The sequence below is a fragment of the Nocardiopsis moroccensis genome, from assembly GCF_055763695.1.
Genome location: NZ_CP199747.1, coordinates 1 through 22,986, shown reverse-complemented (window position 1 = coordinate 22,986; position 22,986 = coordinate 1). Strand labels below are relative to the sequence as shown.

General features: G+C 67.0%; 14 protein-coding genes and 3 rRNA genes. 6 read left to right on the top strand and 11 right to left on the bottom strand.

The genetic code is table 11. The features are described 5' to 3' along the window. Positions 1–6: 6 nt before the first annotated feature. The 5 genes from ACUKCB_RS00085 to ACUKCB_RS00065 all read right to left on the bottom strand — a co-directional run bounded on the left by ACUKCB_RS00085 (position 7) and on the right by ACUKCB_RS00065 (position 4,361). The gene (locus ACUKCB_RS00085) at positions 7–687 is read right to left on the bottom strand and encodes an ABC transporter permease (RefSeq protein WP_473038401.1); all 681 of its coding nucleotides are present in this window, start codon (positions 685–687) and stop codon (positions 7–9) included. 2 nt (positions 688–689) lie between these two features. Then, a complete protein-coding gene (locus tag ACUKCB_RS00080; protein ID WP_473038400.1) occupies positions 690–1,505 on the bottom strand; it encodes an ABC transporter permease in 816 nt (271 codons plus the stop codon). Then, positions 1,502–2,617: an ABC transporter ATP-binding protein gene (locus ACUKCB_RS00075; protein ID WP_473038399.1), complete on the bottom strand. Its 1,116-nt coding sequence runs from the start codon at positions 2,615–2,617 to the stop codon at positions 1,502–1,504. Before ACUKCB_RS00075 ends, ACUKCB_RS00080 begins: the two co-directional genes overlap by 4 nt. A gap of 268 nt (positions 2,618–2,885) precedes the next feature. After that, positions 2,886–3,557 carry an HAD family hydrolase gene (locus tag ACUKCB_RS00070; protein ID WP_473038398.1) on the bottom strand — a complete coding sequence of 224 codons (672 nt, stop codon included), beginning with the start codon at positions 3,555–3,557 and terminating at the stop codon, positions 2,886–2,888. A gap of 54 nt (positions 3,558–3,611) precedes the next feature. After that, entirely contained in the window at positions 3,612–4,361 is a 750-nt protein-coding gene (locus ACUKCB_RS00065; protein WP_473038397.1) for an NUDIX hydrolase, read from the bottom strand. A 136-nt stretch (positions 4,362–4,497) separates the two neighbouring features. Between ACUKCB_RS00065 and nadA the strand changes: the two genes are divergently transcribed. After that, complete coding sequence (nadA, locus tag ACUKCB_RS00060) at positions 4,498–5,496, top strand: quinolinate synthase NadA (protein WP_473038396.1); 999 nt, start codon at positions 4,498–4,500, stop codon at positions 5,494–5,496. A gap of 149 nt (positions 5,497–5,645) precedes the next feature. Then, complete coding sequence (locus tag ACUKCB_RS00055; protein WP_473038395.1) at positions 5,646–7,091, top strand: RNA polymerase sigma factor; 1,446 nt, start codon at positions 5,646–5,648, stop codon at positions 7,089–7,091. Between the two features lie 55 nt (positions 7,092–7,146). Here the strand turns inward: ACUKCB_RS00055 and ACUKCB_RS00050 are convergent, their stop codons facing one another. Then, a complete protein-coding gene (locus tag ACUKCB_RS00050) occupies positions 7,147–7,776 on the bottom strand; it encodes a TetR family transcriptional regulator (RefSeq protein WP_473038394.1) in 630 nt (209 codons plus the stop codon). Positions 7,777–8,146: 370 nt separating this feature from the next. Here ACUKCB_RS00050 and ACUKCB_RS00045 point away from each other — a divergent pair, with 370 nt between their 5' ends. The 4 genes from ACUKCB_RS00045 (at position 8,147) to ACUKCB_RS00030 (ending at position 12,566) form a co-directional block, all read left to right on the top strand. Beyond that, on the top strand, positions 8,147–9,175 hold the full coding sequence (locus tag ACUKCB_RS00045) for an MBL fold metallo-hydrolase (RefSeq protein WP_473038393.1): 1,029 nt from the start codon (positions 8,147–8,149) through the stop codon (positions 9,173–9,175). A 177-nt stretch (positions 9,176–9,352) separates the two neighbouring features. Then, positions 9,353–10,708 (top strand): glycosyltransferase family 4 protein, encoded by a 1,356-nt coding sequence (locus ACUKCB_RS00040; RefSeq protein WP_473038392.1) that lies wholly within the window; start codon positions 9,353–9,355, stop codon positions 10,706–10,708. 53 nt (positions 10,709–10,761) lie between these two features. Continuing rightward, on the top strand, positions 10,762–11,490 hold the full coding sequence (locus ACUKCB_RS00035; protein WP_473040872.1) for a class I SAM-dependent methyltransferase: 729 nt from the start codon (positions 10,762–10,764) through the stop codon (positions 11,488–11,490). Beyond that, positions 11,490–12,566: a glucosidase family protein gene (locus ACUKCB_RS00030; RefSeq protein WP_473038391.1), complete on the top strand. Its 1,077-nt coding sequence runs from the start codon at positions 11,490–11,492 to the stop codon at positions 12,564–12,566. Before ACUKCB_RS00035 ends, ACUKCB_RS00030 begins: the two co-directional genes overlap by 1 nt. Before the next feature lie 112 nt (positions 12,567–12,678). Here ACUKCB_RS00030 and ACUKCB_RS00025 read toward each other — a convergent pair whose 3' ends face one another. From ACUKCB_RS00025 to ACUKCB_RS00005, 5 genes are all read right to left on the bottom strand, one after another. After that, positions 12,679–15,888 carry a transglycosylase domain-containing protein gene (locus ACUKCB_RS00025; RefSeq protein WP_473038390.1) on the bottom strand — a complete coding sequence of 1,070 codons (3,210 nt, stop codon included), beginning with the start codon at positions 15,886–15,888 and terminating at the stop codon, positions 12,679–12,681. 665 nt (positions 15,889–16,553) lie between these two features. After that, complete coding sequence (locus ACUKCB_RS00020) at positions 16,554–17,201, bottom strand: class I SAM-dependent methyltransferase (protein ID WP_473038389.1); 648 nt, start codon at positions 17,199–17,201, stop codon at positions 16,554–16,556. Positions 17,202–17,332: 131 nt separating this feature from the next. After that, positions 17,333–17,448 (bottom strand): 5S ribosomal RNA (gene rrf / locus ACUKCB_RS00015). A gap of 104 nt (positions 17,449–17,552) precedes the next feature. Then, positions 17,553–20,648, bottom strand: a 23S ribosomal RNA gene (locus tag ACUKCB_RS00010). A gap of 337 nt (positions 20,649–20,985) precedes the next feature. Next, positions 20,986–22,518: ribosomal RNA gene (locus ACUKCB_RS00005) — 16S ribosomal RNA — on the bottom strand. Together the 16S, 23S and 5S rRNA genes form the textbook arrangement of a ribosomal RNA operon. Positions 22,519–22,986: the final 468 nt, after the last annotated feature.

Here is a 22,986-nt window from a genome sequence, read left to right as displayed (position 1 = left end):
CCCCGGTCAGCGCACCGCCGCGGCCTCGGCACGCAGGCCGGGAGCGACGAGGAGCCGTCGCAACCCGGCGAACAGGAGTGTGGTGGCCACGGCGAGCGCCACCACGAGCACGGAGCCGCCCAGCATCATCGTCAGGTCCTGGCGGGCCTGGCCGTCGACGATATAGCGACCCAGTCCGCCCACCCCCACATAGGCGGCGATGGTGGCCGTGGCCACCACCTGGACGGCGGCGGTGCGCATCCCGATGAGGATGAGCGGTGTCGCCACCGGCAGCTCCAGTCCGAACAGGACCTCGCGACCGCGCATGCCCATGCCCAGCGCGGCGTCCCGGAGCCGGGGCTCGACGCCCCGGACGCCCTCGTGGGTGTTGACGAGGATCGGCGGTACGGCCAGCGCCACCAGGGCGGCGACGACGGGGACCAGGCCGATCCCGGCGGCCAGCACGATGAGGAACAGCACACCGATGGTGGGCAGGGCGCGGGCGAAGTTGGCCAGGCTCGCGGTGAGGAAGCCGCCCGCCCCGGTGTGCCCGGTGAACAGGCCGATCGGCACCGCGACGACCGTCGAGATCAACAGCCCCAGCAGCGAGTAGTGGACGTGTTCGCCCAGGCGGGCGGGGATGCCCGAGGGGCCGCTCCACTGTGCGGGGTCGCCGAACCACGCCACGAGTTCGTTCAGGATGTCCATGGCTACCTCTCCCCCGCCGTTCGCTGTTCCGAGGCCGGGGCCGGGGGCACGGCGGCCGTGGGTGTGCCCGTGGCGACGGTCCGTCCGCGGCGCGGCCGTCCGCGTTTCCCGTCCCCCCGCGCCCAGGGTGTGAGCAGGTACTGGGCGAGCACGAGCAGGGCGTCGGTGACGAACGCCAGCAGGACGACCAGCACGATGCCGACGACGATGGGCGCGTCGAACTGGCGGCGGAAGCCCTCGCTGAGGATGAGTTGGCCGAGCCCGCCCAGGCCCACCAGGGAGGCGACGCTGACCATGCTGATAGTGGCCACCGAGGCCACGCGCAGCCCGGCGATGATGACCGGGACCGCGACGGGCGTCTCGACGGTCACCAGGCGCCGGAGCGGGCTGAACCCCATCGCGACCGCCGCCTGGCGTACGTGGTCGGGGACCTGGCGCAGCCCGTCGACCACGTTGGGCAGCAGGATCACCAGGGTGTACAGGGACAGCGGCACGATCGCGGTCCAGTCACTGAACCCGGTGTAGGGCAGGATGAGGAAGAACAGCGCGATCGAGGGGATGGAGTAGAGCACGTTCACGCCGGTGAGCACCGGCGGGTAGAGCGGGCGCCACCGGGCGCACGCCAGGCCCAGCGGTAGCGCGATGACCAGTCCGATGAGGATGGACAGGTAGGACAGGCGCATGTGTTCGAGCACCAGGGGGCGGATGCCGCGGTCGGGTTCGCCCGGGTAACTCCAGTTGGCCGTGCCCCATTCGGTGACGCGGACGACCCACTCCCAGGCCCCGAGGACCCAGTTACCGCCCTCCGCGGCGATCACTCGGCCACCGACCAGAGGGCGGCGCCCAGGTCCTCCTGGGAGACCACCCCGACAACCCTGCCCTCGTCGTCCACGCCGACCGCCCGGCCCGCGGGGGAGAGCACCGCCGCGTCGAGGGCGGCGCGCAGGGAGTCGGTCCCCACGTCGAAGGTGTGGCCGTAGGGTGCGAGTTCCAGCGTGCCCAACGGCACACCGGTGGGTTCGCGGAGCAGCTGCGCGGCGCTGACCCACCCCATGGGCAGCCGGTCCCCGTCCACCACCAGTGCCCACGGCTCGCCGCCATCGCCGACGGTGGTCAGGGCGCGCTCGACCCGGTCCTCGTCGTCGAAGACCACGTCCTCGCGCAGGGAGAGGGCGCTGGCGGGGAAGAACGAGAGCCTGCGCACCCCGCGGTCGTAGCCGATGAAGGACTCGACGAACCCGTCCACCGGCTCGGCGAGCAGGCGTTCGGGGGTGTCGTACTGCGCCAGCTCCCCGCCGGGGCGGAAGACCGCGATCCGGTCGCCCAGGCGGACCGCCTCGTCGATGTCGTGGGTGACGAACACGATGGTCTTGTTCAGTTCCCGCTGGAGCCGGATCAGCTCGTCCTGGAGGCTGGTGCGCACGATCGGGTCGACGGCGCTGAAGGGTTCGTCCATCAGCAGGATCGGCGGGTCCGCGGCCAGGGCGCGGGCGACGCCGACCCGCTGCTGCTGTCCGCCGGAGAGCTGGTGCGGGTAGCGCTTGGCCTGGGCGGGTTCGAGCCCGACCAGTTCCATGAGTTCGGCCGCCCGTGCGCGCGCCCTGCCGCGCCGCCACCCCAGCAGCAGGGGCACCGTGGCGATGTTGTCCAGGACGGTGCGGTGCGGGAAGAGCCCCGCCTGCTGGATGACGTAACCGATGGAGCGGCGGAGCTGGGCGGGGTCCTGCTCACGGATGTCGGCGCCGTCGATGCGTACGGTGCCGCCGGTCGGCTCGACCATGCGGTTGATCATCCGCAGCGAGGTGGTCTTGCCGCTACCGGAGGGCCCGACGAAGACCGTGGTCTTCGCGGTCTCGACGGTGAGGTCCAGGCCGGCGACGGCGACGGTGCCGTCGGGGTAGACCTTGGCGGCGCCCTCGAATGTGATCATCGCGGGGTCGTCTCCGTTCGGGGGCCGGGTGGTGTTGCCGGGGGACGTGCACGGGCTCGCGTCCCCTCCCGCGCCGGGGTGCACGGGAGGAGGTACCGCGCCGTGTGGCGGACCGCGGTCCGGTCCTGCTCCTGGTTGTGCTGGGGAGGGTATCCGGGGCGTGCGCGGTCCGGGCGGGACGACACGCCGAACGAATCGAACGGGAGTATGACCCCGGCCACGGGCGGGCGCCGGGTCCGGTCGTGGGTCCGGTGCCGAACCCGGGGCCCTAGTTCCGGTCGGAGATCCAGTCGGCCAGCTGGTGCAGGTCGTCCACCACCGCGTCGGCCGCCTCGGCGTCGGGGGCCGCGGAGTGGCGGTACCCGTAGATGCCCCGGCGCAGCAGGACGGCACCCATCCCGGCTTTGCGGGCGGGGAGGACGTCGTTGTCGGTGCGGTCGCCGACGTAGAGGATCTGCTCGGCGGTGATTCCGGGGCGGCTCCGGGCGGCCAGTTCCACGACCCGGTCGAAGAAGTCCGGGTGGGGTTTCTGCACGCCCCAGTCGTCGGAGATCCCGATGCCGTCGACGCCCAGCTCCATGGCGGCCAGGGCCGGCCCGGCCTCGGAGGGCTGGTTCCCCGCGATGACCAGGGACAGTCCGGCGGAGCGCATCCTCTCGAAGGCGGGGCGCACGTCGGGATAGAGGTCGCGCTCACCGAAGTGCTCGCGCTCCCCGTGGGGGTCCTCCGCGCGCCAGCGGGCGCTCTCGTTCTCCAGGTCGAAACCGGGAACGAGCAGCCGGAAGCCCTCGGTGAGGGTGCCTCCGGAGGCGATCACGCCGCCGATGGTGCCGAAGAACGCCATGTGCGGGATCCCGAAACGGTCCGCCCAGCGCGCGAAGATACGCGTCTCGTCGATGAGTGTCTCGCCGACGTCGAACACCACAGTACGAATTGCCACGGTTAGGGAGTGTACACAGCGTGTGCGACCACGGAGTGTGCGACCACGGACCCGTCACCCGGGCGGCCGCAGCACCGCGAAGGCGTCGGTGACCTCCAGTTCCCGCGCGCGGAAGCGGAACAATGCCGCGGGTCGCCCGCCCGAACGGCCGGAGGGCACCGAACGGCCGGTCTCCTCGATCTGTCCGCGCCGCAGCAGGACCCGGCGCAGGTTGGTGGCCGCCACGTCGTGTCCGAGGGCGGCCCGGTAGTGGGCCGACAGTTCGGACATGGTGAACTCCGGTGGCGCCAGGGCGAAGCCGACGTTGGTGTAGCTGAGTTTGGAGCGCAGGCGCCGTCGGCCGGAGCGGACGATGGCGGCGTGGTCGAAGGCCATCGGCGGCAGGTCGGCGGCGGGGTGCCACCCGGTGTCGGCGGGGACCACCGGGTCGATGTGCGCGGGCACCAGGCCCAGGTAGGCGGTGGCCAGGGTGCGGCGCTGGGGGTGGCGTCCGGGGTCGCTACGGGTCTCCAACTGTTCCATGTGGCTCAGGTCGCGGACGTCGACCTTCTGGGCGAGCTGTCGGCGGATCGAGGCGCCGAGGCTCTCGTCGGCACCGAGGCGCCCTCCGGGCAGGGCCCACTCCCCCTCACAGGGCGGGAGGGCCCGCCGCCACAGCAGCACGGACAGTTCGCCCTCGCGGATCTGCAGGACGACGGCGAGCACCTCGTGCGCCGAGAGCACCGCTCCCCCTCCCCCGCCGACCCCGGCGGGCGATCCCGCTCCGGCCGCCACAGCCCGTCCGTTTGCTTCCGGTATATCCACCCTGTCCCTTCCGTCCCACGCCATGTTAAGCTTCAGTAGGTTTGTGCCTGATAGACAAAAACTTGATTCCCCGCACCGACCTCCCACGGCACGGCATCCGTACGACGTGCCCACAGCCTCAAGGAAGTAGTAGGACATGGCATCGGTCACCGCGACGGCGGACACCATGACCAGGCAGGAATGGGCCGCTGAGGTCCACCGCCTGGCAGAGGAGCGCGACGCTGTCATCCTCGCGCACAACTACCAGCGCCCGGAAATCCAGGACGTCGCCCACCACACCGGCGACTCCCTGGCCCTGTCCCGCCTGGCCGCGAGCGTCGACGCCGGCACCATCGTCTTCTGCGGTGTGCACTTCATGGCCGAGACCGCCAAGATCCTTGCGCCGGAGAAGACCATCCTGCTGCCCGACCCCAACGCGGGCTGCTCGCTGGCCGACACCATCACCGCCGAGGACGTGCGCGCCTGGAAGGCCGAGCACCCCGGCGCGGTCGTCGTCGCCTACGTCAACACCACCGCGGCGGTCAAGGCGGAGACCGACATCTGCTGCACCTCCTCCAACGCCGCGGACGTCATCCGCTCCATCCCGGAGGACAAGGAGATCCTGTTCCTCCCGGACCAGTTCCTGGGCGCCCACGTCAAGCGGGTCACCGGTCGCGAGAACATCCACATCTGGATGGGCGAGTGCCACGTGCACGCCGGGATCGACGGCCACACCCTGCGCGAACGCGTGGCCTCCGAGCCCGACGCCGAGGTGTACGTCCACCCCGAGTGCGGCTGTGCCACCTCCGCCCTCTACCTCGTCGGCAGCGGCGCGGTCCCCGAGGACCGGGTCAAGGTCCTCTCCACCGGCGGGATGCTGACCGCCGCCGAGAACACCAGTGCCAAGAAGGTGCTCATCGCCACCGAGACCGGCATGCTGCACCAGCTGCGCAACGCCAACTCGACCACGGAGTTCGAGGCGGTCAACTCGCGTGCCGAGTGCCACTACATGAAGATGATCGACGCCGACAAGCTGCTGAACTCGCTCCGTCACGGCACGAGTGAGATCACGGTCGACGCCTCGACCGCCGAGCGCGCCCGCCGCTCCGTGGAGCGGATGGTCGCGATCGGCCAGCCCTCCCGGGGCGGCGAGTAGTCCCTTCGGGGCCGACCGGAGGCGCGCCCCGGCCGGCCCCGAAGGCGCGGAGACGGTAACAGAAGTCTCACCTTCAAGCTACAGCTGAACGATTCACCCACACCAGAGCGCTCCCCTCGCTAGCGTCACCACAGAACGGGGGGAGAATCGTGACCAGAGGTAACGAAACAGACGTAACGGCGACCGAAGCCGTCGAGGAACTCCACGACACCTTCGCGCAGCAGCTGTACCGGTACGCGTGGTCCCTCCTGGGCGACCCCGAACGCCACGGCGGCGGGGACCGCACGGACGAGGACCCGGTCACCGACGCCGTACACGAGGCCCTGGTCGCCGGAATCGGGCTCGAGGCCGAGCTCACCGACCCCGCCGACCGGGGGCCCTGGCTGTACGCCCTCGTCCGGGTCGCCTGCCAGCTCCGCGGCTTCGCGCACACCTGCCCCTACACACGTCTGGCGACCGTGCCCGCGGAGGTCCCGGTCGCCCGGATGTTCTCCCGGCTGCCCGCCAGCCACCGGGAACTGGTCGAGCTCAACCTGCGCCACGCGCTCTCCACCTCGGCGGTGTCCCGAGTCCTGGGCCTGGAGCCGCGGATCTGTGGCGAGCTCTCCCGCTCCGCGATCCGCAGGGCCGCGGAGGGCCTCGACGACCTCTCCGCGACCGCCCCCGAGGAGGAGTCCCCCGGCGCGCTCTGGCGTACCCAGGTACAGCAGGTCTCCTCCGCCCTGTCCCTGCTGCGCCCTCCCGGCGCTCCGCCCGGCCTGCGCTCGCGGGTCGTGCACACGTGCACCGCGCCCGAGGCCGCCCAGGAGCGCGCCCGGATCGCCGCCGCCATGCGTCCGCTCACCGCCGACGGCTACCCGGTCCACCGCTCGCACCCGTCCGGCACCGCCGTGGTCGAGGAGTCCGAGGACTCCGGCGGCGGCACGGTCGAGATCCCGCTCCCCCGGGCCCTGCCCGGCGATCGGGTGACCACCGGCGACCACCCCGTCCGCGACGACGCGCGCTCCCCGCTGCCGGCCCCGGACCACGACCCCCTCAACGAGGTGAGGACGCCCGGGCACCGGCGCTGGCCGCTGCCGGCGATCTCCGGTCTGGCCACGGTCGTGGTGGCGGTCGGACTGTGGTGGTGGGCCAGCTCCGTGGACGGGCCCTCCGCCGTGATCGACACCGGCCCCGCGGCCCAGGGCGCCCGGTCGGGCACGGGACGGGTGGAGGCGTCGTCGACGGCCTCCGACGGCAAGCCGGGAACGGAGCGGAGCACGGCCTCGGCCCCGGGCGCATCGGTTCCGGAGGCTCCCGAGGACCCGGAACGGGGTGCTTCGGAGACAGAGGAGCCCGGACCGCCGCAGGAGTCACCGGGCGAGGAGCGCGACGGAGGCGGAGACGGTGCGCAGGAGAGCCCCGAGGAGGAGCTGACGGGCGTGCCGGTCCCGCCCACGGCCCCGGGGGGCGAGCCGCCCGGAGACGGTGGTCAGGAATCCGGGGACGGAGAGGCCGGCGGAGACGAGCCCGGGGACGGGGACTCCGGCAGCGGGTCGGACGGCCTTCTCGACGGCCTGCTCGGCCTGCTGTTCGGCAGCGGCCGGAGCCAGTAGGGGTCAAAGTCGCGGCTGACGGTCGGCGAAGGACCGCCGACCACCGCGGCCGCGGTCAGAAGGAGGCGAGCAGGCGCTCGGCCGCGACCTGCAGACGGCGTTCGGCGCCGTCGATGTCGCGGCGGCCCTTGAGGATCTCCACCAGCTCGAAGATCCACACGCTGGTGAGCGAACCGACCAGGACGTAACCGGTGCTCTCGCGGTCCACGCCGGTACCGGCCTCGGCGGCCTCCTCGTCGGTGGCGCCAGCCCCCTCGAGGTTGCCGGTGGCCACCCGCCACACCAGGTCGCTGATGCGTACGTCGAGTTCGATCTTGACCTCGGCCATGATCAGGGAGCGCACCAGGGCGTCGGCGAGTTCGGGCTCGCGCATGAGGCCTCGGGTGGCGCGCAACAGGACGTCGACGGCCCGGCCCGAGGCGCTGGCCGCGGTGGGCGGACGGCGGACGATACCGCCCTCGAGGAGATCGAGCTCCTCGGTGACCACGGCGACGACCAGGTCCATCTTGGAGGGGAAGTAGCGGTAGAGCGTACCGAGGGCGACACCGGCGCGTTCGGCGACCGAACGCATCTGCATGGCCTCCACGCCGCCGCGCACGGCCAGGGCGGCCGCTGTCTGGACGATGCGCCGACGACGCTGGGTCTGACTCCGCGTCATCGTTCCGATCGGTGCCTGCACCGCCACTGGATCTCCCGTTCGTCTTCGGTCCGCATGCCGCCGGTGTGCCACGGGCCGGGTGCCAGCTCTACCGGACCGGTACGCCACCCATGACAGACCGGCCCCACGAGAACACGTTATCCAAAGAATTCCCTCTGTCGCAGCGCTTCGAACCCATGATCCTTGCCTCATCACCCGATGTGGCAGAGGCAATACGAGATCTTGGCCCAAGCTTTCAGGGCGCCCGTCAGACCTTTGTAGAATATGTTCTATTTTGTCTGGCCGATATGCCCCGGGCAGCACCGCACCGCTCAGGGCACCCGCCGCCCGAAGGTCTCGGACACCGCTTCCCTAGAATCGAACCAGATTCGGTTTTCAGCGGAGAGGTCGGCCCAGGATGCGTGACGTTCCCCCAGTAGAGGACCTAGGTGAAGGGCTGTGGAGCATCCCCGTCCCGGTCCCCGGCAACCCGATCGGGTTCACCTACGTCTACGCGATCTCCGCCCCGGGCGGACCCGTCCTCGTCGACACCGGCTGGCACCACGACGACTCGTGGGAGGCCCTGGTCAGCGGGCTCAAACAGACCGGACACGGTATCGACGAGGTGCAGGGCGCCGTCCTGACCCACTTCCACGCCGACCACGCCGGACTCACCGGCCGCCTGCGCGAGGCGTCCGACGCCTGGGTCGCCATGCACCCCTCCGACGCCGAGGTCCTGCGGCGCCTCGGTGAGCGCACCGACGACGAACGGAGTGCGTCCGTCATCGAACAGATGGTCCGCGCGGGATTCCCCGAGGAGGACGTCGAAACCTTCCGCTCCTCCCCCGCCGTCTTCCCCTCACCAGCGCTTCCGGACCTCGCACTCGGCGACGGAGAGCGCGCCGACGTCCCCGGACTGGACCTGCGCGCCGTGTGGACCCCCGGCCACACCCCGGGCCACCTGTGCCTCCACCTGGCCGAGCGCGACCTCCTCTTCACCGGCGACCACGTCCTTCCGCGCATCACCCCGCACGTGGGCCAGTTCCCCCTCGACTCCGCCGACGGCGACCCCCTGGGCGACTTCCTGGCCGCCCAGGCCCGGATCGGGCGCATGCCCGGAGCCGACCGCCTCCTGTGCCTTCCCTCACACGAGAGGCGCTTCACCGACCTCCCGGCGCGCACCGAGGAGATCGTCGACCACCACGAGGAGCGCCTGGAGTCCATGGCCCGGCTGCTCACCCGGGGAGCCACGACCCTGTGGGAACTCACGTCGAGCCTGGAGTGGCGCCGCCCCTGGGCCCAGATGCGGATCATGGCCCGGCACATGGCCGCCTCCGAGACCGCGGCGCATCTGCGCCTGCTGGAAGAGCGCGGACTGGTCCGCCGAAAAGGTTCGGCCGAGCTCCCCCGATGGGCCAGCGTCACCCGGGCGCACGGCCCCGAATAGGATCCCCAGTACCTGATCCCGGCGCCGACCCCGAATGAACTCGCGAGTAACATATGGGGGCGCCACACCGTCCCACCGGCGAATCGACCCGCCTCCGGACGGCCTGCGCCACCGGCGCCGGAAACCCGGCGGCACACGGCGGCGACCGGGCACGCGACCCAACGAAGAGGTGGACTCTTGACCCAGTCGGGCACAAGCACGGGACCGACACCACGGCCCTCAGGCGACCGCCCCCTGCGCGTCGCCCTCCTGTCGTACCGGAGCAAACAGCACGTCGGCGGCCAGGGAGTCTACGTCCGCCACCTGTCACGGGAACTCGCCGCGCTCGGCCACCAGGTCACCGTCTTCTCAGGACAGCCCTACCCGGCCCTCGACGAGGGCGTCACCCTGGAGAAGATCCCCTCCCTCGACCTCTACAACGACGCCGACCCCTTCACCACCCCGCCCCTGCGCGAGTGGCGCGACTGGATCGACGTGCTGGAGGTCGCCACCATGTGGACCGCCGGTTTCCCCGAACCCCTCACCTTCTCCCTGCGCGCCAACCGCGAGCTGCGCAACCGCCTGGGCGAGTTCGACGTCGTCCACGACAACCAGACCCTCGGCTGGGGCCTGCTCGGTATCAGGTCCGCCGGGATCCCCCTGGTCACCACCATCCACCACCCGATCAGCGTGGACCGCCGAATCGAGCTCGAGGAGGCCCGTGGCCTCCAGAAACTCTCCAAGCGCCGCTGGTACGGCTTCGTGAGGATGCAGGCCAGGGTGGCCCGCAGACTCGACCCGATCCTGGTCCCCTCCCAGTCCTCCGCGGACGACATCGTCCGCGAGTTCGGCGTCGACCCCGCCACCATGGAGGTCACCCCACTGGGCGTGGACACCCGCTACTTCCACCCCCGTTCCGAGGTGGAGCGCGTTCCCGGCCACATCGTGTGCACCGCCAGCGCCGACAGCCCGCTCAAGGGCGTCAGCATCCTCCTGCGCGCGGCAGCCAAACTCGCCACCGAACGCGACATCACCCTGACCATCGTCAGCAAACCGAAACCGGGCGGCCCCACGGACCAGCTCGTCGACGAACTGAACCTGCGCGAGAAGGTCGAGTTCGTCAGCGGCATCGGTGATCAGGAACTGGGCGAACTCATCTCCAGCGCCCAGGTCGCGGTCGTCCCGTCCTTCTACGAGGGCTTCTCCCTCCCCGCCGTGGAGGCCATGGCCTGCGGCACCCCACTGATCGCCAGCCACGCGGGCGCCCTGCCCGAGGTCGTCGGCACCGACGGCGAGGCCGGACGCCTCATCCCCCCGGGCGACTCCGAACTGCTGGCCGCCGAGCTCGCCTCCCTGTTCGACGACGACACCGAACGCGAGCGGATGGGCGCCGCCGCCTGGCGCCGTGTCCAGGAGCGCTTCACCTGGCGGGCCGTGGCCGAGCTGACCGCCCAGCGCTACGCCTCCACCATCGACTCCGTCGCGGGAACCGGTGCCGGTACCGACGACGGGAACCGACCCGCGCCCGTGCGGGCCCGCGCGAACGGCGCCTGACCCGGCAGGCCGCGCACACCACGACCCGCAGCACCGTCCCTAGGGAGCCTCCACTGATCACCGTCGACTTCAACCTGTTCCCCGTCGGCCCGGGCGACCGCGTTCTCGACCTCGGCTGCGGCGGTGGCCGCCACGCCTTCGAGATCTACCGCCGCGGCGCCGACGTGGTCGCCTTCGACCAGAACGTGAGCGACCTCGCCGAGGTCGAGACCATGTTCGCGGCCATGGCCCAGGAGGGCGAGGCCCCCGAGTCCGCCAGGGCCGAGACCGTCAAGGGCGACGCCCTCGACATGCCCTTCGACGACGACAGCTTCGACCGCGTCGTCGCCGCGGAGATCTTCGAGCACCTGCCGCACGACACCGCCGCCATGAAGGAGCTCCACCGGGTCCTCAAACCCGGGGGGATCGCGGCCGTCACCGTGCCGAGCTTCCTGCCCGAGCGCCTCTGCTGGGCCCTCTCGGAGGAGTACCACACCAACGAGGGCGGCCACATCCGCATCTACACGCGCGCCGAACTGGAGGCCAAGCTCAAGGCCACCGGTTTCGAGATCGGCCCGCACCACCACGCGCACGCCCTGCACGCGCCGTACTGGTGGATCAAGTGCGCGGTGGGCACCGACAACAACGACCACCCGCTGGCCAAGGCCTACCACGAGCTCCTGGTCTGGGACATGCTCCAGGCCCCGAAGGTGACCCGCGTGGCCGAAAGACTCCTCAACCCGGTCATCGGCAAGAGCGTCATCGTGTACGTGCGCAAGCCGCGTGCCGGCGCGGCCTCCTGATGGCGGCCGCGCCGGCGCCCTCCGACCCGGCGGCCCTGCGCCTACCCGGTGTCCTCAGCTCCGAGCAGCTCTACCTGTCCGCGCATTACCTGGCCCGCTCCCAGGAGCCCGGGGGCGCGATCCCGTGGTTCCCCGGCGGTCACACAGACGTGTGGGACCACGTGGAGTGCGCCATGGCCCTGACCGTCACCGGCCTGCTCGTCCCCGAGCACGCCGAGGCGGCCCGCCGCGCCTACCTGTGGCTGGAGGGCAGCCGCCATCCCGACGGCGGCTGGCCCGCCAAGTTCCGTCAGGGCCGGGCCGCGACGGAGCTGCGCGAAGCCAACCACGCCGCCTACCCGGCGGTGGGCCTCTTCCACCACCTGCTCACCACCGGCGACACCGCGTTCGCCGAACGGATGTGGCCGACGGTGGAGAGTGGGCTGGAATTCGTCCTGGCTCTACGCGGCAGCCGGGGGGAGATCCTGTGGGCCCGCTCCGAGGACGGCACTCCGGGCGACCACGCCCTGCTCACCGTGTGCGCGAGCGTGCACCACGCACTGCGCTGCGGTGCGGCCCTGGGGGCCCGTCTGGGCCGGGACCGGCCGGAGTGGTCGGCCGCCGCGGAACGGCTCGGCGTACTCATCAACGAGGACGAGGGACTCTTCGCCGACCGCTCCCGTTTCTCGATGGACTGGTTCTACCCGATCCTCGGCGGCGCGGTGCGGGACGGCGCCGCCAAGGAACGGATCGCCGAACGCTGGGACACCTTCGTCATGCCCGGCCTGGGCGTGCGCTGCGTGAACGACCAGCCGTGGGTGACCGCCGCGGAGTCCGCCGAGCTGGTCATGGCGTTGGCCGCAATGGGCGAGACCGAGGCGGGCGTGCGCATCCTGCGCGACGTGCAGCACCTGCGCGACGCCGACGACGGCGTCTACTGGACCGGTTACCAGTTCGCCGAACAGGTGCGGTGGCCGGTGGAGCGCAGCACCTGGACCTCGGCCGCCGTCATCCTGGCCGTGGACGCGCTCACCCGCACCACCCCCGGCTCCCGGGTGTTCCTGCACGGCTGGGAGCAGGAGCCGGTCGGCGTCTGAGCACCCCCCGCCCCAGGACGACCACGTGAGAGGGCCTCGGTACCGGATCCGGTACCGAGGCCCTCTCACTGCACGGGGAGCAGCGGCCCCGCCGCCGCGGGGGGAGTTACCGCTACTCCTCCTCTTCCCCCCGGCTCGGCGGAGGCTCGGGGATCCCCGGTTCCTCCGTGTCACCCGGGCCTCCGGGCTCACCCGGTGTGACCGGAACATCCGGATCCTCGGTTTCGATCGGGTCGACCGGCTCCTGGGGCTCGGTCGTGTCGACCGGCTCCTGGGGCTGGGTCGTGTCGACCGGCTCCTGCGGTTCCTGCGGTTCCTGGGTCGTCACCTCCGGAGCCCAGTTCTCCGTGTTCCCACCGAATTCGGGGCCGGGGAAGGAAGCCGGTTCGAGGTCCTTCACCGCCTCCTGCATGTAGCGGTTCCAGATCTGCGAGGGCAGACCGGTACTGGAGATGTTCTGCCCGGGGATGGTGAAACTGCGGTTGTTGTCGCTGTACACGCCGACGGACGTCGACAGCTGCGGGGTGTAGCCCACGAACCAGGCCGCGGAGGTCCCGCCGCCCTGCTCGTCCCGAACGGTCCCCGTCTTGCCCGCGGTGGGGTGGTTCGGGTCCCACAGGTTCGCGGTCCTACCGGTTCCGCTGTCGGCCACGCTCTTCAGGGCGTAGGTGAGGTCCGCCGCGACGGAGTCGGAGAAGGCCTGGTTGCTCTCCACCTCCGGCCGCTCGTCCTCGCCTTCCTGGTTGACGATCTCCTTGATGACGTGCGCCTCCATGTGGACGCCGCCGTTGGCGAAGGTCGCGTACCCGCTGGCCTGGTCGACGGGCCGGACGCTGTTGGCGCCCAGGGGCATGACCGGGACGAGCTGGTTGTCCTTGATACTGCCCTTCTTCAGGCCCGCGTCGTAGGCGGTCTCGCGGATCTCCTCGTAGCCCACCCGCTGCGCGAGTTCGATGTATCCGAGGTTGTTGGAGACCTGGGTCGCCTCGGTGAGCGTCATGATGCCGCCCGGTGCGTTGCCCGCGTTCTGGATGGGCGAGCCGTTGATGTTCTGCGGACCGCGCCCGTCCACCCTGGTGTTGAGGCCGATGCCCTGCTTCAGGGCGGTGGCCAGCACGTACGGCTTGAACGCCGACCCGGCCTGTGCGGAGCCGAGGAAGGAGCTGTCGTACTGGTTGTCGTTGTAGTCGTGTCCGCCGAAGAAGGCCAGGACCTCGCCGGTCGCCGGATCGACGGTGCTCAGCCCGATGTTGATCCCCTCGGGCATCTCCTCCTTCGAGACCATTCCCTCGACGGTCTCGTAGGCGGCGTCCATCATGTCCTTGTCGAACGTGGTGACGATTCGGTAGCCCTGCCGGTTGACCATGTCCTCGGTGTAGCCGAGCCGGTCGAGCTCGCTCATGGCCTCCTGGAGCATGTACCCGTGGTAGCCACTGACGTCCCCCGTGATCTTCTCGGGTTCGGGGGCCGGGAACTCCATCTCGTCGGCCTCGTCCTGGCTGATCGCCCCGGTCGTGACCATGCCGTCGACCACGTACTGCCAGCGGCTCTCCATCTCGGGAGTGGTCTCCACGTCCGCCTGACCGAAAGGCGTCGGCTGCTGGATGGCGGCGGCCAGGAAAGCGGCCTCCTCCGCGGTGAGTTCGTCGACGTCCTTGTGGTAGTACGCCTGCGCGGCGGCCTGGACGCCGTAGGACATGCGACCGAAGTAGATGGTGTTGAGGTACTGCTCCATCACCCACTCCTTGTCCTCGCTCTGATCCACCTTGATGGAGATGATGATCTCCTGGATCTTGCGGGACACGGTCTGTTCGCGGGAGACGCCCTCGTAGTAGTTGCGGACCATCTGCTGGGTGACGGTGGAGCCGCCCTGAACCTGTTCACCGGTGATCGTGGACCACACGGCCCGGGTGGTGCCCTTCACCGAGACACCGGGCTCGGTCCAAAACCCCCGGTCCTCGGCGGAGATGACGGCCTCGACGATGTGGTCGCCGCCGGCGACCATCTCGTCGTAACTGATGACGTCCCGGTCGGTGCCCCGGTAGGCGAACTCGGTCTCACCGTCGGCGAAGTAGAAGGTCGACCCCTGCTCGACCGCGTCGGCCTTGGCGGCGTCCGGCACCTCGACGGTGGTGTAGAAGTACGCGAAGGCACCGCAGCCCAGGATGACGATCAGGCCGGTGACCACGAGGAAGGCCCGCAGGAGGCGGAACCACAGCGGCTTCCTGCGCTTCTGTTTCTTCTTTCCGGAGCCGTCGCCGGGCCCCTTCGGCCCGCCGGGGCCGCTCGGTGGACCCTTGGGGCCGCCCGGCCCCTGCGGTCCGCCCGGAGCGCCCGCACCGTGCTCGGCGGGGCCCCCCTGCCGGGGGCCGCCCGCTGCTCCGGAGCCGCCTCCCGGTCCGGGAGACGTGGGGGCGCCGCTCGAGGCCGCGGCCGATGTCGCACCGGCTGCACCTGCCGTACCCGCGGCACCCGCCACAGTCGCCGCTGCAGCACTGTCAGAGGAGTCCTCGGACTCGGTGACGTAGTCGGACAGGCGGCGGGGCTCAGGCCACAGCGCGGCGGTCTCCTTCTCGGCACCGTCCTCGGAACGCTGCTCCGCGGTCCGCGGTGTGTCTTCCCCGTCCTCGGTGTCCTCCTCCGGAGGGGCTCCGGCGAAGGACACCGCGTCCGGAGCGGGCGCGGGCATGGCCTCGGTCCGAACGGACTCGTCCGGCTCCCCGTCCTCCGCATCACCAGCATCGTCGTTTCCGGAGCTCTCGGTTCCGGCGCCCTCGTCCCCGGAACCGCTCTCCGTGCCGGCTGAGGGGACGGCACCGCGGGCAGGCGTGTCGTCGTCACCGGTTCGGAAGGGCTCGGTCTCGGGAACCGACCCCGCCAGGGTCGCGGCCGCGGCCACAGCGTCACCGGTTTCGGGCAGCGCTTCGGTACGGACTTCGTCCGCAGAAGCGCTCTCCTCCCCTGAAACACCCTCCTCCGCCGAGGAGGTGTCCTCGGTGTCAGGGACGCTCTCCCGTTCGGGTTCGGCGGAGTCCTGGATCGGGATCTCCTGCGTCTCGGGCTCGGGCTCGCCTCCGTCCCCGGCATCCTCCTTGTCGGAGTGCTGGTCAACGTCTCCGGGAACCGTCTCGGAGATCGCCTCCCCGTCAGCGTCCTCCTGCGGTGCCCCGTCCTCCGCGTCCTCCTGGGCGCCGGCCACGACCGCGGTCTCCGGAGAACTGCTGTGCTCCGTCTCGCCGGCCGTCTGCTCGCCCTGGGCCCCGGAGCCCTCGGAGCTCAACTCACCAGGCTCGAAGCCCTGTTCGGCGAGGGTTCGTGCCACGCGCTCACGGAAGAAGGTGCCACTCGTCTTGAAAGTTATCGGCCCTGCGATGAACTCCGGTTCGGGCTGCCCGTCGCTCTCGGGATCCGAAACCGGGGTCTCCCCCTCTGATTGATCCTCACCTGTGGTGGGTAGATCATCACCCTGGGGGCTCGCCTGACTGGACAGATCCTCGGTAGAGGTGTCGTTCGTCTCCGGCGTGTTCGAGTCAGGACGCTGTCCATCCGTCCCGCCACTGCCGTGTGTGCTCTCGCTCAGCTCCCCGCCCCCATGGCAAATCACGTCCGGCACCGTGCCGTCCTGATGTTTGACGCGCGAGTGCCCCTGATCGGTTCAGTTCGAGTCAGGACTGAAGCGGTATTTCGGGGAAATCGTCACCATCGCTCAACCCTCACCGACACGATACCCGCACGTAACCGTGTCAAGGTCGAATCCGTAACCACGCAATCTCTTCTTACCGAAGGCTTACCCTCCAGGCGCGTGTAACTTGCCGGATGTTGGATCACTCACTTTCAGCCACCCGGAGTTTTTGCGTGCTGATTCGATGACGGTCCGTACTCTTTTGTCCGCGGCCCGCCCCGGCGACTCGGCTCTACGGCCCGCGGAAAACCACTCCGGAACAGGCCCGGAGGGCGGGTGGCCCCCACGGGCCGGCATCTGCCGGATCAAACTCCGCCGTCTCGGGCGACACACTCCAGAACACGCATGGAACCGACCACCCGGACCTCCTTGAACCTCCCGGAGTCGAGGGCCCGGCAGTAAATGTTGTAGGGCGGACGTCCGCCGTCCTCCGGGTTCGGAAACACGTCGTGGATGACGAGCGCGCCACCGACGGCGATGTGCGGGGTCCAGCCCTCGTAGTCGTTCTGTGCGGCAGTCTCGCTGTGACCTCCGTCGATGAAGAGCATGCCGAGTTCGGTGCCCCAGACCGCAGCGACGTCGACCGAGGCCCCCGCGATCGCGATGACCTCTTCCTCCAGCCCCGCCCCGACGATCGTGTGCCGGAAGTGCGGGAGGGTGTCGAACCTGCCGGTGACCGGGTCGATGAGGGAGGTGTCGTGGTACTCCCAGCCCTCCTGGTGCTCCTCCGAACCCCGGTGGTGGTCGACGGTGATGATCTTCGTCCCGGTGACACGGGCAGCCGCACCGAGGAAGACGGTGGACTTGCCACAATAGGTGCCGATCTCCACCACGGGACCGCGGTCGGCATACTCCAGGGCGGTCTCGTAAAGCGCCAGGCCCTCGTCGGTGGGCATGAAGCCCTTCGCTGCCTCGGCAGCGGCCAACAGCTCGGCAGGGATTGTCTTCGTCATACCGAAATTCTCCCACCAAGGGAGAACACCCTTGCCAGCAACCCCGCTTTTCACATGTTCACAAACCACCACAAAAAAGAAGAGAGAGAAGCCCGCACCAGCGAACCCCTCCCCCTTCTTCTCAAGAAAAACCGTGGCAGCGACCTACTCTCCCACCCCACCACAGGGCAGTACCATCAGCGCAAGGAGACTTAACGACCGGGTTCGGAATGAGACCGAGTGTGACCCTCCTGCTACAACCACCACGGAAACCTAACACCCACAACCACCACTCAACCCCAAAAAAGAGGGAACGATGACCACGAGCAAGCTTCGTGTGAATACAGTGTGCGCGAACATCCAATTATCTGCAGCGGACAAGCCCTCGGCCTATTAGTACCGGTCAGCTCCACCCCTCACAAGGCTTCCACACCCGGCCTATCAACCCTGTCGTCTACAGGGAGCCTTACCCTCTCCAGGAGGCAGGAGACCTCATCTCGAAGCAAGCTTCCCGCTTAGATGCTTTCAGCGGTTATCTCTCCCGAACGTAGCCAACCAGCCATGCCCTTGGCAGGACAACTGGCACACCAGAGGTTCGTCCGTCCCGGTCCTCTCGTACTAGGGACAGCCCTTCTCAAGTCTCCAACGCGCACAGCGGATAGGGACCGAACTGTCTCACGACGTTCTAAACCCAGCTCGCGTGCCGCTTTAATGGGCGAACAGCCCAACCCTTGGGACCAACTCCAGCCCCAGGATGCGACGAGCCGACATCGAGGTGCCAAACCATCCCGTCGATATGGACTCTTGGGGAAGATCAGCCTGTTATCCCCGGGGTACCTTTTAGCCGTTGAGCGACACCGCTTCCACACGCCGGTGCCGGATCACTAGTCCCAGCTTTCGCTCCTGCTCGACACGTCCGTCTCACAGTCAAGCTCCCTTGTGCACTTACACTCAACACCTGATTACCAACCAGGCTGAGGGAACCTTTGGGCGCCTCCGTTACTCTTTGGGAGGCAACCGCCCCAGTTAAACTACCCACCAGACACTGTCCCCGAACCGGATCACGGTCCAAAGTTAGATGCCCGAAACAGTCAGAGTGGTATTTCACCAACGCCTCCACCGCCACTAGCGTGACGACTTCACCGGCTCCCACCTATCCTACACAAACCATCCCAAACACCAATGTCAAGCTATAGTGAAGGTCCCGGGGTCTTTCCGTCCTGCTGCGCGAAACGAGCATCTTTACTCGTAGTGCAATTTCACCGGGCCCATGGTTGAGACAGTGGGGAAGTCGTTACGCCATTCGTGCAGGTCGGAACTTACCCGACAAGGAATTTCGCTACCTTAGGATGGTTATAGTTACCACCGCCGTTTACTGGCGCTTAGATTCCTAGCTTCGCCGGGGCGAACCCCAACTAACCAGTCCTCTTAACGTTCCAGCACCGGGCAGGCGTCAGTCCGTATACAGCGTCTTACGACTTCGCACGGACCTGTGTTTTTAATAAACAGTCGCTTCCCCCCGCTATCTGCGACCCCACCCAGCTCAGGCCGTAAAGACCGTCACCAGACAGGGCTCCCCTTCTCCCAAAGTTACGGGGACAATTTGCCGAGTTCCTTAACCATGGTTCACCCGAACGCCTCGGTATTCTCTACCTGACCACCTGCGTCGGTTTAGGGTACTGGCCACACACGAACTCGCTAGAGGCTTTTCTCGACAGCATGGGATCACTCACTTCACCAAAAACGGCTCGGCATCACGTCTCAGCCTCAACGAGAGGCGGATTTACCTACCCCTCGGCCTACACGCTTACCCCCGGACAACCACCGCCGGGTAGAGCTACCCTCCTGCGTCACCCCATCACTTACCTACTACAAGCTCGGGTCCCAGACCAGATACAAACAATCTCCCGAAGGATTTTGAAAGATCCGGCGTGGTTAGCATCACCTGATTCAGTATTGGACGCTCATGCACGGGTACGGGAATATCAACCCGTTATCCATCGACTACGCCTGTCGGCCTCGCCTTAGGTCCAGACTCACCCTGGGCGGATTAACCTGCCCCAGGAACCCTTAGTCAATCGGCGGCAACGTTTCTCACGTTGCTTTCGCTACTCATGCCTGCATTCTCACTCGCACACCCTCCACCACACGATCACTCGGCAGCTTCACTGGATGCACGACGCTCCCCTACCAACCCAGCCCTCAACGGGCTGAACTTCACAGCTTCGGCGGTGTACTTAAGCCCCGCTACATTATCGGCGCAGAACCACTTGACCAGTGAGCTATTACGCACTCTTTAAAGGATGGCTGCTTCTAAGCCAACCTCCTGGTTGTCTGGGCAACTCCACAACCTTTCCCACTTAGCACACGCTTAGGGGCCTTAGCTGATGATCTGGGCTGTTTCCCTCTCGACTACGAAGCTTATCCCCCGCAGTCTCACTGCCACGCTTCACTTCACCGGCATTCGGAGTTTGTCTGACGTCAGTAACCTTGTCGGGCCCATCAGCCAAACAGTAGCTCTACCTCCAGCAAGAAACACGTGACGCTGCACCTAAATGCATTTCGGGGAGAACCAGCTATCACGGAGTTTGATTGGCCTTTCACCCCTACCCACACCTCATCCCCCAGATTTTCAACTCTGGTGGGTTCGGGCCTCCACGAGGTCTTACCCCCGCTTCACCCTGGACATGGGTAGATCACTCCGCTTCGGGTCCACAGCATGCGACTCAACCGCCCTATTCAGACTCGGTTTCCCTACGGCTACCCCACCCGGGTTAACCTTGCCACACACCATGACTCGCAGGCTCATTCTTCAAAAGGCACGCCATCACCAGGAACAAGTCCCAGCTCTGACGGCTTGACAGCACACGGTTTCAGGTACTATTTCACGACCCCTCACCGGGGCACTTTTCACCTTTCCCTCACGGTACTAGTGCACTATCGGTCATCAGGACGTATTTTGGCTTAGCAGGTGGTCCTGCCAGATTCACACGGAATTTCTCGGGCTCCGCGCTACTCGGGAACACACCAACACCTAGACTCTTCCTTCACCTACGGGACTCTCACCCACTCCGGTACCGCTTCCCAACGGATTCAGCTAGAAGAACCATCAGCGCTCCAGGCCGACAGACCTGGAAAGATGCACCCCACAACCCCGCACACGCAACGACTGCCGTCTATCACACGCATACGGTTTAGCCTCTTCCCCGTTCGCTCACCACTACTAGGAGAATCACTGTTGTTTACTCTTCCTACGGGTACTGAGATGTTTCACTTCCCCGCGTCACCACCAACTACCCTATACATTCAGGTAGCGGCAACCCGACACAACTCGGGCTAGGTTTCCCCATTCGGACACCCGCGGATCAAAGCTCGGTTGACAGCTCCCCGCGGCCTATCGTGGCCTCCCACGTCCTTCATCGGCGCCTGATGCCAAGGCATCCACCGTGTGCCACTATCACTTGGCCACTACAGATAATAAGATGCTCGCGCACACTATTCACAAGTCAAAACACCCACCACAAACCCCGATACCTCAACACCAGCACCAGCTGGGAGTTCTCAGGGGTGGTCCAGGGGAACCAACCAGACCACCCGCCCCCACCCATGGTGAAGGCCGATGGCCACGATTGCTTCCTCAGATACCCAACAGCGCGCCCCCCGGTGCTTCTAGTCACCAGAGGTATGAGTCCGATTCTCTTCAGCCACTCCCGAACACCTGCCGGCCATCAAGACCAGCACGCTCGGGTCCACTTTCGAGTCCGACCAACGATAGGAAAAAGTTGGCCTTCAAAAGACTCCTTAGAAAGGAGGTGATCCAGCCGCACCTTCCGGTACGGCTACCTTGTTACGACTTCGTCCCAATCGCCAGCCCCACCTTCACTCATTCCCTCCCCGAAGGGTTAGGCCACAAGTTTCGGGTGTTGCCGACTTTCATGACGTGACGGGCGGTGTGTACAAGGCCCGGGAACGTATTCACCGCGGCGTTGCTGATCCGCGATTACTAGCGACTCCACCTTCATGGGGTCGAGTTGCAGACCCCAATCCGAACTGAGACCGGCTTTAAGGGATTCGCTCCACCTTACGGTATCGCACGCCCATTGTACCGGCCATTGTAGCATGTTTGCAGCCCAAGACATAAGGGGCATGATGACTTGACGTCGTCCCCACCTTCCTCCGAGTTGACCCCGGCAGTCTCCCATGAGTCCCCACCATTACGTGCTGGCAACATGGAACAAGGGTTGCGCTCGTTGCGGGACTTAACCCAACATCTCACGACACGAGCTGACGACAGCCATGCACCACCTGTCACCCACCAACTAAATGACCCTGTATCTCTACAGGTCCACGGGTGATGTCAAACCTTGGTAAGGTTCTTCGCGTTGCGTCGAATTAAGCAACATGCTCCGCCGCTTGTGCGGGCCCCCGTCAATTCCTTTGAGTTTTAGCCTTGCGGCCGTACTCCCCAGGCGGGGCGCTTAATGCGTTAGCTACGGCGCGGAAACCGTGGAAAGTCCCCACACCTAGCGCCCAACGTTTACGGCATGGACTACCAGGGTATCTAATCCTGTTCGCTCCCCATGCTTTCGCTCCTCAGCGTCAGGTAAGGCCCAGAGACCCGCCTTCGCCACCGGTGTTCCTCCTGATATCTGCGCATTTCACCGCTACACCAGGAATTCCAGTCTCCCCTACCTACCTCTAGCATGCCCGTATCCACTGCAGAACCGGGGTTAAGCCCCGGTCTTTCACAGCAGACGCGACACGCCGCCTACGAGCTCTTTACGCCCAATAATTCCGGACAACGCTCGGACCCTACGTATTACCGCGGCTGCTGGCACGTAGTTAGCCGGTCCTTATTCCCCACCTACCGTCAACCCCGAGAGAACCCGGGGCCTGCGTTGGTGGTAAAAGAGGTTTACAACCCGAAGGCCGTCATCCCCCACGCGGCGTCGCTGCATCAGGCTTTCGCCCATTGTGCAATATTCCCCACTGCTGCCTCCCGCAGGAGTCTGGGCCGTGTCTCAGTCCCAGTGTGGCCGGTCGCCCTCTCAGGCCGGCTACCCGTAATCGCCTTGGTAGGCCTTTACCCCACCAACAAGCTGATAGGCCGCGAGCCCATCCCTGACCGATAAAACTTTCCACACACCACCAGGAGATGGTGTGTCATATCCGGTATTAGACGGCGTTTCCACCGCTTATCCCGGAGTCAGGGGCAGGTTGCTCACGTGTTACTCACCCGTTCGCCGCTCGTGTACCCCGAAGGGCCTTACCGCTCGACTTGCATGTGTTAAGCACGCCGCCAGCGTTCGTCCTGAGCCAGGATCAAACTCTCCATAAAGGTCCTGCAACCCTACCCGGCGACCCGAGGGTCTGCCTGGGACGGGTAAACCTAGAAGAAATCCTGACCAACCAACTCGCGTTGGTTAATCAAAGGAACCCTACGCACCGTGGTGCGTCGGGGCCAAAACAAACATGGCTTAAAGAAAATCAAACACGCGCTGTTGAGTTCTCAAGAAACAATCGCTTTTCCCGTACAAGCTCCGGAACGTGTGTTCCGGTTGCTCTTCCGTGGAAGGCTTTGTCGCGGTCCAGCCGCCGTTGCGGCTTTCTCGCTGTGTTGTGTCTTTACTTTATCAGGTGTTCCGCGCCCCGCCAAATCGGCGGTTTGTGTCTTTCCTGATCGGGGTAAAGCCCGTGTGCTCCGTTTGCCTTTGCGTTTCCGCCGTGTTGGCTTCCACCGGGCTTTTGAAGCGACTCTCCGAAGTTTACATGCCCCGAGCACCGCTCGAACCACCGTGTTTCGAAA

What these genes read in the sequence shown, in the direction of transcription:
- nadA (WP_473038396.1), top strand. Translation starts at nt 4,498, where the DNA reads ATGGCATCGGTCACCGCGACGGCGGACACCATGACCAGGCAGGAATGG.
- ACUKCB_RS00020 (WP_473038389.1), bottom strand. Translation starts at nt 17,201, where the DNA reads ATGACGAAGACAATCCCTGCCGAGCTGTTGGCCGCTGCCGAGGCAGCG.
- ACUKCB_RS00030 (WP_473038391.1), top strand. Translation starts at nt 11,490, where the DNA reads ATGGCGGCCGCGCCGGCGCCCTCCGACCCGGCGGCCCTGCGCCTACCC.
- ACUKCB_RS00045 (WP_473038393.1), top strand. Translation starts at nt 8,147, where the DNA reads ATGCGTGACGTTCCCCCAGTAGAGGACCTAGGTGAAGGGCTGTGGAGC.
- ACUKCB_RS00075 (WP_473038399.1), bottom strand. Translation starts at nt 2,617, where the DNA reads ATGATCACATTCGAGGGCGCCGCCAAGGTCTACCCCGACGGCACCGTC.
- ACUKCB_RS00085 (WP_473038401.1), bottom strand. Translation starts at nt 687, where the DNA reads ATGGACATCCTGAACGAACTCGTGGCGTGGTTCGGCGACCCCGCACAG.